This window comes from Paenibacillus sp. FSL H7-0323, from assembly GCF_038002725.1.
GTDB lineage: Bacteria > Bacillota > Bacilli > Paenibacillales > Paenibacillaceae > Paenibacillus_AQ > Paenibacillus_AQ odorifer.
The window spans coordinates 6,732,559-6,749,121 of record NZ_JBBODB010000001.1 but is presented as its reverse complement, the minus strand read 5'-3'; the positions used below and the strand labels follow the sequence as shown (position 1 = coordinate 6,749,121).

General features: G+C 43.1%; 13 protein-coding genes. 4 read left to right on the top strand and 9 right to left on the bottom strand.

Features of this window, described 5'->3' with window-relative positions:
* Positions 1-966 precede the first annotated feature (966 nt).
* The 5 genes from MHH89_RS30030 to MHH89_RS30010 form a co-directional block, all read right to left on the bottom strand.
* Positions 967-1,998 carry a glycoside hydrolase family 130 protein gene (locus MHH89_RS30030; RefSeq protein WP_076126323.1) on the bottom strand — a complete coding sequence of 344 codons (1,032 nt, stop codon included), beginning with the start codon at positions 1,996-1,998 and terminating at the stop codon, positions 967-969.
* Positions 1,999-2,074: 76 nt separating this feature from the next.
* Positions 2,075-2,908: a carbohydrate ABC transporter permease gene (locus tag MHH89_RS30025; protein ID WP_076126321.1), complete on the bottom strand. Its 834-nt coding sequence runs from the start codon at positions 2,906-2,908 to the stop codon at positions 2,075-2,077.
* A gap of 3 nt (positions 2,909-2,911) precedes the next feature.
* Complete coding sequence (locus tag MHH89_RS30020) at positions 2,912-3,793, bottom strand: carbohydrate ABC transporter permease (RefSeq protein ID WP_036675555.1); 882 nt, start codon at positions 3,791-3,793, stop codon at positions 2,912-2,914.
* 128 nt (positions 3,794-3,921) lie between these two features.
* The gene (locus MHH89_RS30015; RefSeq protein WP_076134055.1) at positions 3,922-5,289 is read right to left on the bottom strand and encodes an ABC transporter substrate-binding protein; all 1,368 of its coding nucleotides are present in this window, start codon (positions 5,287-5,289) and stop codon (positions 3,922-3,924) included.
* A gap of 319 nt (positions 5,290-5,608) precedes the next feature.
* Positions 5,609-6,388 (bottom strand): response regulator, encoded by a 780-nt coding sequence (locus tag MHH89_RS30010; protein ID WP_076126317.1) that lies wholly within the window; start codon positions 6,386-6,388, stop codon positions 5,609-5,611.
* A 296-nt stretch (positions 6,389-6,684) separates the two neighbouring features.
* Between MHH89_RS30010 and MHH89_RS30005 the strand changes: the two genes are divergently transcribed.
* From MHH89_RS30005 to MHH89_RS29990, 4 genes are all read left to right on the top strand, one after another.
* Positions 6,685-7,635 carry a glycoside hydrolase family 113 gene (locus MHH89_RS30005; protein WP_076279758.1) on the top strand — a complete coding sequence of 317 codons (951 nt, stop codon included), beginning with the start codon at positions 6,685-6,687 and terminating at the stop codon, positions 7,633-7,635.
* A gap of 21 nt (positions 7,636-7,656) precedes the next feature.
* Entirely contained in the window at positions 7,657-8,871 is a 1,215-nt protein-coding gene (locus MHH89_RS30000; protein WP_076218142.1) for an AGE family epimerase/isomerase, read from the top strand.
* Positions 8,871-10,043, top strand: coding sequence for a glycoside hydrolase family 130 protein (locus MHH89_RS29995; protein ID WP_076279759.1), 1,173 nt, complete (start codon positions 8,871-8,873; stop codon positions 10,041-10,043). Before MHH89_RS30000 ends, MHH89_RS29995 begins: the two co-directional genes overlap by 1 nt.
* Before the next feature lie 509 nt (positions 10,044-10,552).
* Positions 10,553-11,455: a manganese catalase family protein gene (locus MHH89_RS29990; protein ID WP_076126309.1), complete on the top strand. Its 903-nt coding sequence runs from the start codon at positions 10,553-10,555 to the stop codon at positions 11,453-11,455.
* A 62-nt stretch (positions 11,456-11,517) separates the two neighbouring features.
* On the opposite strand, the gene MHH89_RS29985 is transcribed toward MHH89_RS29990, so the two are convergent.
* From MHH89_RS29985 to MHH89_RS29970, 4 genes are all read right to left on the bottom strand, one after another.
* Positions 11,518-12,078 (bottom strand): GNAT family N-acetyltransferase, encoded by a 561-nt coding sequence (locus tag MHH89_RS29985; protein ID WP_341088733.1) that lies wholly within the window; start codon positions 12,076-12,078, stop codon positions 11,518-11,520.
* Between the two features lie 69 nt (positions 12,079-12,147).
* Entirely contained in the window at positions 12,148-13,212 is a 1,065-nt protein-coding gene (locus tag MHH89_RS29980) for a LacI family DNA-binding transcriptional regulator (RefSeq protein WP_076126305.1), read from the bottom strand.
* 45 nt (positions 13,213-13,257) lie between these two features.
* Positions 13,258-14,568, bottom strand: a complete 1,311-nt coding sequence (locus MHH89_RS29975; RefSeq protein WP_341088732.1) for an ABC transporter substrate-binding protein — start codon at positions 14,566-14,568, stop codon at positions 13,258-13,260.
* Between the two features lie 22 nt (positions 14,569-14,590).
* Positions 14,591-16,471 carry a cache domain-containing sensor histidine kinase gene (locus MHH89_RS29970; RefSeq protein WP_076279762.1) on the bottom strand — a complete coding sequence of 627 codons (1,881 nt, stop codon included), beginning with the start codon at positions 16,469-16,471 and terminating at the stop codon, positions 14,591-14,593.
* Positions 16,472-16,563 lie beyond the last annotated feature (92 nt).

Genomic DNA, 16,563 nt, shown 5'->3' with positions numbered 1-16,563 from the left:
ACGTCAGAGCCATAGAGTAACCAAGCCATAGAGTAACTAAGCAACAGAGTAGCAGAAGCGCCAACAGAGCCACATTCACCACTCACTCGCTGCTTGCCTATTACCTCCACAACTAATCATATTCCACGTACCTACTACCTTCTTATTACCTCTACAACCACTCACATTCCACTTATCCGCTATCTTCTTATTGCCTTCACAACACCCACATTTCCATTTTGCCTATTAACTTCTTTATAATCGGCACAGTAACAGTTTGCGACTGGATAGTTGCACTTTGTGCAGCTATTACAGCTGAAATATATTTGTTTCTAATCTTAGTTGCACTTTGTACAACTAAAAAACGGTAAAAGGAGCTTTTGGTGGTTACTTGGCTGATATAGTTGCACGAAGTGCAACTATATCGCCTAGTAAACAAAGAAATGTTAGTTTAAGTGCACAGAGTGCAACTATTTACGTCAGAGCCATAGAGTTGCACTTTGTGCAGCTATTATAGCTGAAATATATTTGTTTCTAATCTTAGTTGCACTTTGTACAACTAAAAAACGGCAAAAGGAGCTTTTGGTGGTTACTTCGCTGATATAGTTGCACGAAGTGCAATTATATCGCCTAGTAAACAAAGAAATGTTAGTTTAAGTGCACATAGTGCAACTATTTACGTCAGAGCCATAGAGTGACCAAGCCACAGAGTGACTAAACAACAGAGTGACTAAACAACAGAGTGATCAGAATCGCCAACAGAGCCGAATTTCCCCCTCACCCGCTACTTATCTGTTACAGGCGATAATGTGTCGTTCTGTTGTACATTCTGCAACAGAACACGGAGGTCGCACAAGGCAACCTCCGCACTGAGCACACCCAACAACATTCAACACACCAAACCCAACACACTTTTTTCGAACTCTACGCTACGCAATTCTCCGGAACTCTAGCAAACTCACTGAAAATATAGGTTATTAAGTCCAATTAGATTTTGCCTAAACCTGCATCATCGCCAACCTCTTCATGGGTTTCGATGACATAGTTGACGATTTCATCAACCGTTGTATAAGCAACGCCTACATAAGTATCAGCCGCGCCATAATAGATGGCGATACGGCCGGTTTCTGCATCATGCAGAGTAGCACATGGGAATAGGACGTTATTCACAAAACCTCTTTCCTCGTACCATTCTTCTGGCGTTAATACAAAGTTCTTCGAGCGATATTTTACTTTCGAGGGCTCATTGATGTCCAAAATAACCGCTCCCATACTATACACAAGACCATTGCACGTTCCAGTTACGCCATGGTAGAACATCAACCAGCCTTCAGTAGTTTCAATCGGCGCTGGTCCGCCACCAATTTTGACACTTTGCCACCAGCCTTGACCACCCTTGGTCATTACATGGCGGTGTTTTCCCCAATATACGAAGTCAGGGCTCTCACTAAGGAATACATCACCAAATGGCGTATGGCCACTGTCACTTGGACGGGACAACATCACGAAGTTGTTGTTGATTTTTCTAGGGAACAGTACACCGTTCCGGTTGAATGGCAGGAATGGGTTTTCCAAGCTGATAAATGTTTTGAAATCTTGTGTTTTTGCTACCCCAATAGCTGCTCCGTAGAAATCTGTACACCAGATAATATAAAATGTATCTTCAACCTTCACCAGACGCGGATCGTAAGCATAACGCGGCTGATAAGGATTACCTTCTTCATCTATAAATCGGATCGGCTCATCATCGATTTTCCAATCCAAACCATCCACACTATGTCCCATACGCAGATGCGGACGAGTAGTGTTATCTTCTACACGAAATACACCAATAAAACTGCCTTCATACGCAGCAACCGCACTATTGAAAATACGGGCTACACCTTTTGCAGGATTTCTTTTGATAACCGGGTTATCATTATGTCTCCAAATCGGATTCTCGTAGCCAGCAGGCTTTTCTTGCCAAGGCATGTTCGGGATGTTAATTGCACTTGCTCCAACCAATTTTACTTCACTCATTAGTTTTCCCTCCAAATGTATGCAACTTTTCAGTATGCTATTTTATCTAGTACTGTTATTAAATTTACTGTCGAGCTCACTTTACAGAACCTTGTGAAAAACCATTGTAGATATATTTTTGCAAGGCGGTAAACACAACCAATGTCGGTATAATTGCGATCATAATCGCCGCACATATTACTTCCCACTGCGATCCATATGGACCTTTAAACTTAAAGAGTGCTGTGGAGATCGTTTGCAGATCTGTTTTCGGCATATAAAGGAAAGGGGTGTAAAAATCGTTATAAATATTAACACCCTTCACGATCACTACAGTTACAATCGCCGGCTTCAACAGTGGCAAAATAATTCTCCAATAAATTGTCCAATACGAAGCTCCGTCCAGCATCGCGGATTCATCCAGTGACTCGGAGATCGAGTCCAAAAACTGCATGAAGATATAAACAGCGATAATATCCGTGCCCAAGTACATAACGATTGGTGCCCATCTGGTATTAAATAATCCCAAGTGATTGATGATTTGGAAAGTAGCTACTTGTGTAGTTACACCTGGAATCAGGGTGGCAATCAGGAACATACTAATTAGGATCTTACTGCCTTTAAATTTGAAGCGCGATAAAATATAAGCCATCATCGAACCCGTCAACGTAGCACCCGCAATAGAAATCACAACGATAATGACAGTATTTTTAAAACCGAGCAGCATTTTTCCGTCTACAAAAGCCTTAGTGTAGTTGGAGAAATTCAACCAATTCTCTGGCAGCGTTAACGGTCCGGTAGAAGCATATTCGGCTCCGGTTTTTAATGAAGCGAAAAACACGACCACGATAGGTATCAAAGCTACAAGTGCTCCCAAAATCAAGGTGAGATATTTGAATATACTAGCAGTGGTATATTTTACAGAATGCATAGTTTATTTCTCCTCCTTGATCAGAACGCGCTGCAAAATAGTAACTATGATAACAATACCCAGCAATACCACGGCCATCGCCGATGCCAAACCAACCTTGCTGTATTTGAAAGCTACATCGACCGTCTGAATTACGAATGTACTACTTCCGTTAGATCCGCCTGTCATGACGTATGGAATTTCGAATACCCCAATGGCGCCACTAACCGCAAGAATCAAGTTCAATTGCAGAATACGTTTAATGCTTGGCAAAATAATATGCATAAACTGATGCCATCTGTTTGCACCGTCAATTTCAGCGGCCTCATAGATATCCTTACCAATAGAAGAAATAGCTCCGAGGAAAATCAGGAAGTTCATTCCCATGTATCTCCACAGTGACGCACCTGCGAGCGAGAAGTTGATCAAGTTAGGATTCAGAAGCCATTTCTGCTGCAGACTGCCAAGCCCAATCAGATTAAGAATCGTATCTAACGTTCCATCTGGTTTGAAAAAGAACAGGAAGATAAAACCGATTGCTACACCGTTTAGCAAGGTTGGGAAGAACAAAATCCCTTTAAACAAGTTTTTCATGCGAACACTAAAGCTCAAGATGGTTGCAAAATACAAGGCAAGTGCCATCTGAATAAAGGTGGTAAAGAAATAATACAAGCTGACCTTAAACACAGAAAAATACTCAGGTTTCGTAAAAATGGTCTTGTAGTTTTCTAAACCGACATATTCCATATTTTTGCTCAATCCATTCCAACTGGTGAAGCTGTACCGAAACATACTGATGACTGGATAATAAGCGAATGTGAGCAGCAACAATATCGGCACTAATGAGAATAAGATGATGATAGCGATTCTTTGATTTTTATAGCTCAAATTTGAAAACTTAAACACCCGATACACCTCCAGAAAAAGCATCCTCATTTATTTAAGACTCGTTTAAATGTGAAGGGGGAAATGCTTGTTAGCATATCCCCTCCCACATTCACTACCGCCTATAGCATCTAAGAAGCTTATAGTTGTTACTGTGCTGTGACTTTAGCGCGAGCGGCTTTCCACTTGTCGTTCAGGTCTTTCATGATGTCATCATAGGATTCTTTTCTGTTGCCAATCGCTGCTTCAATAATCCGTTTCTTGAAGTCTGGCTGCCAAGCACCGATCTCAGCTTGTTTGTCGATTTCATCAGACCAGCCTTCTTCACCAGCTTTAGCAGGAGCAAGAGTATCAAAGGTTACATCTGTACCTTCATATTGTTTCAGGATTTCTGGAAGCTCTGCACCGATAGCCGGGCTCATACCGCCGCCTTCAGTTGTAGGATAGTTAGATTCGTTGATGAACCAATCCACCCAAGCTCTAGCAGCTTCTTTGTTTTTACTGTGCACGCTGACACCCAGATTGTAGTCCCCAGCAAGCGGCACAAGGATTTTATCCGCATTGGTTGGGAAAGGCATAAATCCAACATCGTCTGGATTTGTAGCCAGGCCTTTGATTTGCCCAATTGCCCAAGATCCAAGCACCATAGTCCCAATTTTTCCGTTGGCCAGATCAGCTTTGGAAGATTCCCAGTCTGTTGTAGTTGGATCTTCTTCAATCAAACCTTTTTGTGCTGCATCGTACAGAATTTTGTACAATTCATAGTGTGGTTGACCCGCTACATAGTTGTCGTCGCTAGCCACTTGAGCAATGTTCACATAATCACGGTCACCAGCTACTGTAGCCAGATCCGCTTCCCATTGTGTCAATGTCCAGCCTGCTGCGTAATTTGTGTAAAGAGGAACAGCTTGTGTTTTGTCTTTAATAGTCTGCAGAGCAGTCAAGAATTGTTCAGGGGTTTTGGGAACCTCTGTAATTCCGGCATCTTTGAAGACTTGTTTGTTATAGATAATCCCGTTAAAGTTGATGGTCATCGGAATACCATAGGCAACTCCGTCTACTGCACGTTCTTCCAACCCTGTGTATTGTTTGCTCATTTCTTCAAGCTTGCCAAGGGGTTCGAAGAAATCAGGAATATCTTTTACAGCTATGCTAGTAGGTAACAAAAGAACGTCGCCATAATCACTAGTGCTCATACGAATTTTAATTTGATCTTCGTAAGTAGCGAGCGCTTCAAAGTTCACCTTTACATCAGGATATTTCTCATTAAATTTAGCCGCATACTCTTTGAATACGGTATCAACAATATCTGTTCTTTGCGTTATGACTGTGATATCCCCTTTGATATCCTTAGCTGCTGTACCATCAGCTGGAGCAGTTGCCTCTGCTGAAGAACCATTGTTTCCTGTGTTTTTAGCAGCTTCATTGTTAGTGTTGTTGTTTGAGGAACAACCGCTAAACAATCCCGCCACAAGTGTTAGTGCCATCAAGCCCATCATTGTTTTGCCTTTTTTCATGCTGTTACGACCCCTCTCTTCAATTCAACTCTAGTTTTAGGTAAATAACAAAAATAATAACTTTTATCATCACTCATAACTTGAAAGAGTAGCCATTAATACCGGATTATCTGAATTACTCTTGAAAACAAGTGATGATATCGCTTACAAACCCATTATAAATCTATTTTCGACGCAAAACGATGGTTTCAATTGCTTTTTCTGGTCTTGTATTTGTTATTTTTGTTTTACTTATAACAATTTTGTTATCTAATTTATAAAAATATCCACAAAAAAAGAGAGCTTTTCGCCCTCCTAATAAATAACTTCCTATATATGCCTAAAACTCACGTTCAATTTTCGGGAATTTACAGCCGCTTTTATAATCCTTAGGTGTCATACCACACATTTTCTTGAACAATTTATTAAAATATACCGGATCGCTATAACCAACCTTCTCGGCAATTTCATAATTTTTCAGGTCAGGATGCTCCATTAACAGTTCCTTTGCTTTAGAAATTCTAATCCGAATCAGATAGTCTGTGATCGTCTGCCCCGTCTTTAATTTGAACAAACGGCTGAGATAACTCGCATTCATGCCCACCATCTCCGCTAGGCGTTCAAGCTCGAAGTTCTGATCATACTCTCTCTCCAGAATACTTTTTGTCTGCTCAACTACATAATGTTCTCCACCATCCGCAGCTTGTGAGAAAATCTCCTCATGCTCCGTCACGGTCTTTTTCTTTACATCCTCTACTCTCTTAAGCAGTTCATATAGCTGAGTCTTATCAATCGGTTTAAGCAAATAATCCATCACCCCATGACGGATCGCTCGACGGGCATATTCAAATTCACTAAAACCGCTAAGGACAGCAATAGGGATATCCTCCATATGGTCTCTAGCCTGTTCAATCAGCTTAAAACCATCCATTCTAGGCATTTTGATATCTGTAATAAGCAGATCTATATCCTCCCGGGATAACTTTTCTAAATGTTCCCAGGCTTCCAAGCCGTTGCCGTAAGATCCAATTACATGTACGTCTATTTCCATTCTGGATGTGATTTTTTCGAGCCCCCTGCGAATGACTTCCTCGTCGTCCGCAATCATAACATTTATCATTTGAGTAATTCCCTCCAGTTGTATCCGCCAGTTATTATGATTGCGCTATCATCACGAATAGTATCTCCCCATGTATTACGTCAATGTACGATTGCGCCCTTTTATAGTCTTATATTTACTATAACTAAAGTTATTCAAATTTCCCAGCTTCAACTACAAATTGTCCTTGAAATCATCTGCAAAAAAGTATATAACTAAATTAAGTTGTTATTATAAACTAACAAAACAATAATAACTATCTAACAAAATGAAGATTGCTAATTTTTCTATTTTTGTGTGTAAAGTGAGGATTCTCGATGATGTTAAACAACGAATACATTGCAGGCGTAACCTGGGGTTTCTCGGGTAGACGTGGTTCATGGACAACAAAAGAAGCTGAGTGTTCGCTGGAATTAATGTCCTCTGTCACCGGAGCGAACTGGACGGCCATTGCGCTCAGTGCGCTTCAAGCTACCGCTCATTCTACGGAAATCCCCTACTGGGAGGCTCCAACCGTTAGCGACGAAGAAGTGAAATGGGCTATCAGCAAAGCGAAGTCACTGCAGCTAAAAGTATGCCTGAAGCCGATTGTTAATTGTGCTGACGGAACTTGGCGTGCCCATATTAACTTTTTTGATAAGGATGTCCCTTGCGAGCCTAAATGGTCTGAGTGGTTCAGCTCTTATACTAAATTTATTCTGCACTATGCCGCTATCGCTGAGGAAACAGGCTGTGAAATGTTCTGTATTGGCTGTGAGCTTGTACAGACGGATAGACGCGAAGCCGAATGGCGTTCGCTTATTGCTGAGGTGCGGAAGGTCTACTCAGGTATTCTTACTTATAATTGCGATAAGTATCAGGAGGATAACGTAACCTGGTGGGATGCGCTCGATGTGATTTCTTCAAGTGGGTATTATCCAGCTAGTGATTGGGAGGCTCAGCTCGACCGGATTGAGCAAGTGGTGCACTCACAGAATAAGCCGTTCTTTTTCATGGAAGCGGGTTGCCCAAGCCGGAGCGGAAGCGCCGCGATTCCCAATGATTGGACTTTAAAGGGCGAACCAAGTCAAAAAGAACAAAGTAAATTCTATCAGGCAATGTTTCAAGGCTGTGAGCACAGAGATTGGGTTCAGGGCTTTATGCTCTGGGATTGGCCTACTCATCTTTATCCAATTGAAGAAGCAGCACAGAATGATGATTACTGTATGTACGGTAAGCAAGCCGCTGGGATCATCAACGAATATTTCACCTCAAAAATCACCAAATAATGTGAGGAGTGACTGATTACAATGATTAATTCACCAGAATTATGGTTGACCCAACTTGAGGATGAACTGCAGGATAATATTCTTAGTTTTTGGATGAAACAGACGAAGGACGAAGTGAACGGCGGTTTTATAGGTGAAATCGACAATCAGCTGAACATTACTCCTAACGCAGAGAAAAGCCTTGTGCTTAATGCCCGGATTCTTTGGTCCTTTGCGAGCGCTTACCGGATCTACGGTAAACCGGAATATCTGGCGATGGCAGAACGTGCTTATACCTATCTGATGGAACACTTCATTGATAAAGAGTATGGCGGATTATACTGGATGGTGGATGCTGAGGGCAGACCTTCTCAAGAGAAAAAGCAGATCTATGGCCAATCCTTTGCTATCTACGCACTTGCTGAATTCTACCATGCGACCGGACGTCCAGAGGTCTTAGAGGATGCGATTCAATTATTCCAGCTAGTTGAGAAATACGGCTATGATTCTATTTATAAAGGTTATGTCGAAGCTTTATCACGGGAATGGCAAATCACTGATAACCTCAGTCTCAGCAGCAAGGATATGAATGAAAAAAAATCTATGAATACCCATCTGCATGTTCTGGAAGCGTATACCGGTCTCTATCGAGTATGGAAGTCGGAGGAACTAAAGAGCACGCTAACTGAGCTAATCGAAACGATGCTGGATCATATCATTGATCAGGAAGGCCAGCATTTTCATCTTTTCTTAGATGAGGCATGGAATGTGAAATCAGATATTATCTCCTACGGACATGACATCGAAGGAAGCTGGCTGTTGGTGGAAGCCGCTGAAACCCTTGGAGAAGAGCAACTGCTGCAGCGTGTGCGAACAGTCGCTGTCTCCATGGCAGAAGCCGTTCTTGCGGAAGGTATTGATAGCGATGGAGGGATATGGAATGAAGCTGACCCAAGCGGGCTGCTGAGCAAAGATAAAGATTGGTGGCCGCAAGCTGAGGCGGTTGTTGGATTCTATAATGCTTATCAGCTGACTGGTAACAGCAAATTTAATGAGGCTGCCCAAGCCTCCTGGACTTTTATCGATAAATACATGGTGGATCACAAGCTGGGTGAATGGTACTGGGGCGTGGACGAGAACCTTCAGCCCCTGCCTCACGGATCAAAGGTTAGCGCCTGGAAATGTCCTTATCATAACAGCAGAGCCTGCTTCGAAATGATCGCACGACTGAAATCAACTATAAAGGAGACTGTCTAATGTCATCATTATTCCAAGAACGCAAACAACAATTAACAGAACGTTATGAAGCCCTGATCGCTCGCAAGAACGAAAAGCTTCCTTATGGAAACGGTATTTATGACCGATATGCTCATCCACTGCTAACTGCTGAGCATGCGCCCTTAATCTGGCGTTATGATTTTAACCCAGATACCAACCCTTATTTTGCCGAAAGAATTGGCGTCAACGGCGTCTTCAACCCGGGTGCTATTGCACTGAATGGCAAATTCTATCTTGTTGCTCGCGTGGAAGGCAATGACCGCAAATCTTTTTTCGCTGTAGCAGAAAGCGACAATGGCGTGGACGGCTTCCGCTTCTGGGATCATCCAGTTGTGCTGCCGGAGACAGAAGTTCCTGATATCAACGTCTACGACATGCGCCTCGTTAGCCATGAAGATGGCTGGATCTACGGCCTCTTCTGTACAGAACGCAAAGATCCAGAAGCTCCACATGGTGACCTTTCTAGCGCAGTAGCACAGTGTGGTATTGTTCGCACCAAAGATCTGAAGACCTGGGAACGTCTGGCGGATCTCAAAACAGGCTCTGCTCAGCAGCGTAATGTCGTGCTACACCCTGAATTTGTAGATGGAAAATACGCTTTCTACACTCGCCCACAAGATGGCTTTATCGATGCAGGTTCCGGTGGCGGTATTGGCTGGGGACTCTCGGATACAATTGAAGATGCCGTAATTACCAGCGAGACTATCATGGACGAACGCTACTACCATACCATCAAGGAAGTTAAAAATGGCCAAGGTCCAGCTCCAATCAAAACTGCAAAAGGCTGGCTGCATATTGCTCATGGTGTACGCAACACAGCTGCTGGACTCCGATACGTGCTATATGCTTTCTTGTCTGACCTGGATGAGCCAAACAAAGTTACTCATTCACCTGGTGGTCATTTCATCGCACCAGACGGTGAAGAACGTGTCGGCGATGTCTCCAATGTCGTGTTCTGTAATGGCGTGATTGCACTTGATAACGGTGAAATCTATATTTACTACGCCTCCTCCGACACTCGTATCCATGTGGCTACAACTACCGTTGACCAAATGTTAGATTATGTGCTGAACACTCCAGAGGATCCCCTTCGCTCTTATGCTTGTGTACAGCAACGTATTGCTCTTATTGATCGTAATTTAGCATTGTAAAAAAAGTTCATAAACCCTAAAAATCAACAGAGCAGCGATTCTCCTATATTAGGAGGATCGCTGCTCTGCGTTTTGATCATTCACTGTTTGCTTCAAGCGAATATCAATCATCTAGAGTAACTTAAGGACTCAGATGACGCTATTCACATGTATTTAGCCTTCAAAGTAAGTTTTCGGACTCCAGGGGCGCTATTCCCTGAAAAGAGTCCCATTTGGGGCGTTTTCTAGGCCGATAGCTGCGCTGGAGTCCGTTAGCATTGTAAATATCGGATAATACTGCATGCATATAGGGTCTGCTGTGTCCGTTAGCAGGTTAATATGCGTATTTGATTGCGTATTTGATTGTGGTTTTAATTGCGTATTTGATAGTATTTGCCGTTTGCCTTTTCGACACAAAAAGCCTTTTACATGACGCACATCCATACTTTTCAGCCCATTCATGAGTAATTCCTATAGATTAAGCTCAAAATAGGTCAGTAACCCCTAACTCCAAGGAGGCTGAGATATTAATGTTCAAACGTATGGATGAAATCATGATTGAGATTCCTGAAGTTGAGAAGCCCGATCCCAATGCTGCTGCCGCTGTTCAGGAATTACTTGGCGGAAAGTTCGGAGAAATGTCGACCCTTAACAATTACCTCTTTCAATCCTTTAATTTCCGTTCAAAAGACAAGCTGAAGCCTTTTTATGATTTGGTGATGAGCATAACAGCGGAAGAGCTTGGCCATGTCGAGCTGGTTTCGCATGCCATCAACAAATGTCTTCGAGGGTCAACAAGTTATAAAGAGCCCGATTCCACCCCTCTAGGGTCCGCAAAAGATGCGCGTCTATCCTATCACTTTCTGGCTGGTGCACAAGGGGCTATGCCTTTTGATTCAACAGGGAACCCGTGGACCGGAGCAAACGTCTTTAATAGCGGCAACCTAGTGGAAGATCTGCTACATAACTTCTTCCTCGAATGCGGAGCCAGAACACATAAAATGAAGGTCTACGAAATGACAGACCATCCAGCTGCACGCGCTGTAGTCGGATTCCTTTTAGTCCGTGGTGGTGTCCACGTGGTCGCTTATGCCAAAGCCATCGAAGTGGCAACAGGTGTTAATGTAACTAAGCTCGTGCCGATTCCTTCGTTAAATAATAAATCATTCAGCGAAGCAAAAAAATATGAAGAAAAAGGCGTGCATACCAAGCTATACACCTGGAGTGAAAGTGACTTCGGCGCCATCGATCAGATTTGGAAGGGAACCCACCCAGAGGATAATCTTCCGCTTGAAGTTATTCAAGGATCCCCTAAAGGCTTTCCGATCCCCGTTGCTCCGGCAGTCGAAGAGGAATTCGCTCCCGGAATCTCCCCCGAAGACTTTAAAGAAATTGCCAAACGCCTCAAAATGGCTGGAAATATTACAGACTAATATTCATAGTGAATCTGGTGAGGAAGTTACCTACAATCTTCCTTACCCTAGATTCACTTTTTTTAATTGTACAAACTGCGGAACTCCTCTTCAAGCATGGACATCAGAATCATGTTATGAAACTCTCCGTCTACATAAAGAGCATCCCGCTCCACACCGTCGCGTTGAAAACCAAGCTTCTCATAGACATGAACGGCTCTGGGGTTAAAAGTATATACGCCGAGATGGATGCGATGCAGCTTCATAGTTTCAAAGCCATATCGCAGCATTTGAATCATAGCTTCAGTACCGTAACCTTTACCCCGATGTTCATGCCCACAAATGCCGATCCGGATATTTGCACTACGATTGTCCGGATCTATTTCATTTAGTACCACTTCTCCAACGAGCTCACCCGTGTCCTTTACTATAATCATAAGATCCACACGATCCTCGGCTGGAACACGAATCTTACGAATCCAAGCTGCCGTCTGCTCACGGGAGAAATCTCCTTGTGATCCTGTTAATTGCCCCATCTCAACATCAAGCAAAAATTTATAATAAGCCTCCAGATCGGATGCTTGCACACCGCGTAGTTGAATCTGTTCGCCTTCAATCTTTGGCATGGCAACTGATTCTGTCATAACTAAACTCCCCCTTACTCAAGCAAAACTAGATTCCATGGCTTATATACTTTTTAGATCAACATAGTTCTAGTCTCGCGGCTTATCCACGGAATCACGATGTACAATATCCGCTGCAATAAGAATTTTCTCAAGCGGTGCAGAAGGATTATGAATACGGCTCAGAAGTTTCTCCACTGCGGCTCGGCCCATCGCTTCTTTAGGAACATGAACAGTTGTAAGCGGTGGAACGCCTCTTAAGGCATCCTCAATATTATCAAAGCCAGTAACCGAGATATCCTCCGGAATATTAAACCCTTCTTCCTTGAGGATGTCACTGACCGAAAGGGCTGTGGAGTCGTTAGCGCAAACCAAGGCTGTCGGGAGTGTTTTGGCTTTTTTACGCTTATTCACCCAGTTTTTAAAATCCTCCTGAAATAAGTCTTCCTCCACCCCTTCCAGAAAAAGATTCGCATCATCTTCCAAAGGCAGTCTTATCCCACTCTCCTCCAGCGCACTCCGGAAGCCAATCCACCGGTCGCGGAAACTGCGTGAGAATCCAATATTGCCGATAAAATGCATTTGGGTATGGCCTGTGCCCATCAAATGATTCGTAAGTCGAGCCATAGAATCCACATTATTCGCAAACACGGTATCACTTGGAATTAGCGGATCTTCATGGTCAATCAACACCATCGGCAAACCAATACGGTGTACCTCAAGCAGCAAGGAAGTAGAGATTTGGCCCACACCTATCAAACCAAGGATTCCATTGGGATTCAAAATATTAACGAAATTATCCGCACGGTTCTCGGAGATAATGACCATCCCAAGCCCTTCCTGATCCAGCGCAATCGCAATACCATCCACAATTTTTCCCCAATACAAGGAATCCTGCGTCTGAGAACGAATATTCGGCATTAACACCAGCACGGATTGCTTATTCCGATCCCCGCCACCTACCGGAGGCGTGCGTTTTATACCTTGGACAAAAGCATTTTTTTGCGTAAAATAACCCAGCTGCGATGCCGCTTGAATCACTCGCTCTCTTGTCGTCTCATTAACGCCGCCCTTACCCGAAAGTGACTTGGAGACAACGAATTTGGATACGCCGAGATGATCAGCGATTTTTTGCATGGTGACCTTTTTAGCCATATATAACCCTCCAGAGAATGTCATCAAATTTATTTAGTACTAACTTTAAGGCTGAGAAGTTTGTGACGCTCCTGCCCGCGCTTCCTTCCATTTTGCATTTAATTCGTCAAAAGCCTTTTGTAAATCAGGCGCAGCCAGTAACTCCTGAATATAATCCCCGGACCAAAAGGATAGCTTGGCTCTATTCGCCAGCTCGATGAACGCATCACTTTGTACAGTAGCATCGAGTAGCTTAGGCTTATAAGATAAAAACTCACGATACTGCGACATAGAGGGATTCAAGCTTCCATCTGCCGGAAGAAATCCCCAATCATCTCGATAGGAAGTCTCCTTCACAAAAAAATTCAACCACGCCATAGCAAGCTCTTTGTTCTTGGTATATTTACTAACCCCCATGAACCAATCTGGATTGATCGGCGCATAATGAGCACTGCTATTATCATACGGAAACGGGAAGAATCCAATATCATCCGGGGCAGCCCCCACATCAAGGACTTGTCCAATCGTCCAATTTCCCAGTAAATACATCCCTGCTTGACCTTTAGCTAGCTTAGTCTTCGATATCTCCCAATTGTTCGAGAATAGTTCATCTTCAACATAGCCTTTACCAATTAAGGTTCGAGCAATGGAAATTGATTTCCCCCACTCATTATCAAGCTGCCACGGGCTATCCTCATTTACCATATTATTTAGATACTCTGGATTACCTGTCATATAGTTAACCAGACTGTTTCCCCATTCACGTAAAGGCCAAACGGCTCCATAATTCATATATAGGGGGATAATACCCGCTTGTTTTAATTTCGCACAAGCTTCGTAGAATTCATCCAGCGTCTTAGGAACAGTAGCTATTCCTGCTTTTTCGAATGCCTTTTTATTATAGACAATCCCAACCGTAGTAGTCCCCGTAGACAGCCCATATCGTTTCCCGTTATACGTAGCAAAAGAGGTGAACCTCTCACTAGCGGCGGTTTCTTCATCCAGCGGCTCGAAAAAATAATCCAGCTCCTTTGACGGAAGATTCACCGGAAGCAACAGTACATCACCGGCATCTTTCGTGGATAGCCGTACCAGAATATCCGTTGCATAATTGGACAAGCCTTCAAATTCCACATTGGCTTCGGGGTATCTCTGTTTAAATTGGTCCGCGTATCCTTGAAAAGTTCCGTTCTCTATCAGATCTATTCGATTGGTCATCATGACTATGGTGCCGGACAAGTCAGACTTCACCTCGTCTCCAACTGGAGGCGGAGTGGATTCCGTCTGCTTATTGTTATTGGCACAGCTACTACTCAATAACACTAAGAGAAGTAACAGTATGGTCCGCATAGTCCATTCTAATTTCAACCCCTTCAACGGACAGCCCCCTCTTATTTCGTTACTCAGGTAAGCCAATTAATTCCTGCTCCAGTAATGGCAGCGACAAAATAACATCGGTCCCTCGTCCAAGCTCACTATATACCTGGATCCCAAATGCCGCTCCATAATGAAGACGCACTCGCTGCTGTACATTTTTCATGCCTATCCCCCCGTTAATGCTTTTCTTAGGAGGACTTTCGTTCTGCAGCCCATCATTCAATTTCTCCAAAGTCTTCTCATCCATTCCGATCCCGTCGTCTTTAATATGAAACAACAGCATTTGCTCTGTAATCTCGCAGCGGATGCTTAAATGCATTTGCGGCTTATTATCATCTAAGCCATGGTAAGCTGCATTTTCAATGATAGGCTGGAAGACCAGCTTGATAATAGAGTAATTATCTAACGACTTCGGCACATCGATATCCAGTAAAAAACGGTTAGGATAACGATAGTTCAGCAGCTCGACGTAATTACGCACATACCCAAGCTCTTGCTTCAATGTCGTATTGCCACTCAGATCACTTGTACTGTACCGTAGCAGTTTGCCCAGAATAGAGATCATATCCGCAGCTTCGACATCATCATTCAGCTCGGCGGTCATTCGGATGGACTCCAGTGTGTTATAGATAAAATGAGGATTGATTTGACTCTGCAGCGCATGAAGCTCTGCTTCCTTTTTCTGTTCTTCTATGCGGTAAATATCCTGAATTAGCTGCCTGATTCGGGCTAACATACGATTAAATTGATGCCCCAGCAGACCAATTTCGTCACGCCGTTTAACTCTGAACATCACATCCAGATCGCCGCCCTGAACTTTTTTCATCAATTGAATCATTTGAGTCAGCGATTTAGTAAGGGCAACGGAAAGAATAATCGAAATAATTAACGCTAGTACTATGATACTTAATGTAGCAGCAAGTGTTGTATTACGGGTCAGCTTCACATCACGCATCAGTACATCAACAGGAATAGAGATAATTACCTTCCAATTGGTTTTGGTAGAGCCAGAGTAAATATTCAACCGCTCTTTTCCGTTGACTGTATCATAAAAGCTTCCAGAAATGCCTCCAACTCTTTTGAACAAGTCTGAATCAGAAATATCTGTGGCCAGCAGCTTCTTGTCGCTGTCGTAGATGACCATTCCCTTCTCATCCACAATCAACGACTTCCCATGGGTGACTTTATCCAGTTCCTTAACTTGATTCTCCAAATTGCTAATATTCGCTTCAACCGCAATCAGCCCGATTGGATTTAACAAGCCATCCACGATTTTGCGAACAACGGTAAAAGCATATCGGGTGCTCTGCAGATTACTTGTATACGCTTGAGTACCGAACAATAATGCTTCTCCGCTGGAATCCTTAGTCTGCTGGCTCCAGTATTTATAGCTTTGCTCGAGATCAAGTCGTACGCCACCATCCTTCGCAGAATAATAACCATTTCCGTAAGCGTCAAAAATATAAACCGAGTTCGCACCTCGCTTAATATTGTTAATAAACGAAATGTTGCCCTCTATCCCCCGTTGAATGGACAACAGAAGATCAAAATCACCGGGCGACAAAGCAGCACTCCCAGTTGCGCCTCCCATAATCTTTTTCTGCTCATGGTAGTTGTTCGAACGTATTAAATTCTGTTTGATATCATTCACATAGGCGGGCATAGATGAAATACGCTTCATATCTTCGATATAATCGTCTACTCCATCCATCATTTGATCGATTAATTTCTCAGAATAAGCAATGGTGTTCCCCTGAATAGATTCTGAGTAGCTCTTGAAGGTAAATACACTGATGAAGGATAGCGGGAGGGTAATGATAATTAAAAAGACGAGGAGCAGCTTGCGTTCCATGCTCATGTCCCCGATAACGGACCACCAGCCAGAGATGCGTCTACCTTTCATTTGGTCCTTCTCCTTAATACTTTTTACCTAACTTGTTATTAAATTATAACAAATACCTAACAAAGTTATTATACGGTGTAGTTCTTCATTAC

Bases quoted from the DNA above. Each gene is read 5' to 3' on its own strand.
- MHH89_RS30015 (WP_076134055.1), bottom strand. From the start codon at position 5,289: ATGAAAAAAGGCAAAACAATGATGGGCTTGATGGCACTAACACTTGTG.
- MHH89_RS30030 (WP_076126323.1), bottom strand. From the start codon at position 1,998: ATGAGTGAAGTAAAATTGGTTGGAGCAAGTGCAATTAACATCCCGAAC.
- MHH89_RS29990 (WP_076126309.1), top strand. From the start codon at position 10,553: ATGTTCAAACGTATGGATGAAATCATGATTGAGATTCCTGAAGTTGAG.
- MHH89_RS30000 (WP_076218142.1), top strand. From the start codon at position 7,657: ATGATTAATTCACCAGAATTATGGTTGACCCAACTTGAGGATGAACTG.
- MHH89_RS30010 (WP_076126317.1), bottom strand. From the start codon at position 6,388: ATGATAAATGTTATGATTGCGGACGACGAGGAAGTCATTCGCAGGGGG.
- MHH89_RS29980 (WP_076126305.1), bottom strand. From the start codon at position 13,212: ATGGCTAAAAAGGTCACCATGCAAAAAATCGCTGATCATCTCGGCGTA.
- MHH89_RS29995 (WP_076279759.1), top strand. From the start codon at position 8,871: ATGTCATCATTATTCCAAGAACGCAAACAACAATTAACAGAACGTTAT.
- MHH89_RS29985 (WP_341088733.1), bottom strand. From the start codon at position 12,078: ATGACAGAATCAGTTGCCATGCCAAAGATTGAAGGCGAACAGATTCAA.
- MHH89_RS29970 (WP_076279762.1), bottom strand. From the start codon at position 16,471: ATGAAAGGTAGACGCATCTCTGGCTGGTGGTCCGTTATCGGGGACATG.
- MHH89_RS30025 (WP_076126321.1), bottom strand. From the start codon at position 2,908: ATGCATTCTGTAAAATATACCACTGCTAGTATATTCAAATATCTCACC.
- MHH89_RS30005 (WP_076279758.1), top strand. From the start codon at position 6,685: ATGATGTTAAACAACGAATACATTGCAGGCGTAACCTGGGGTTTCTCG.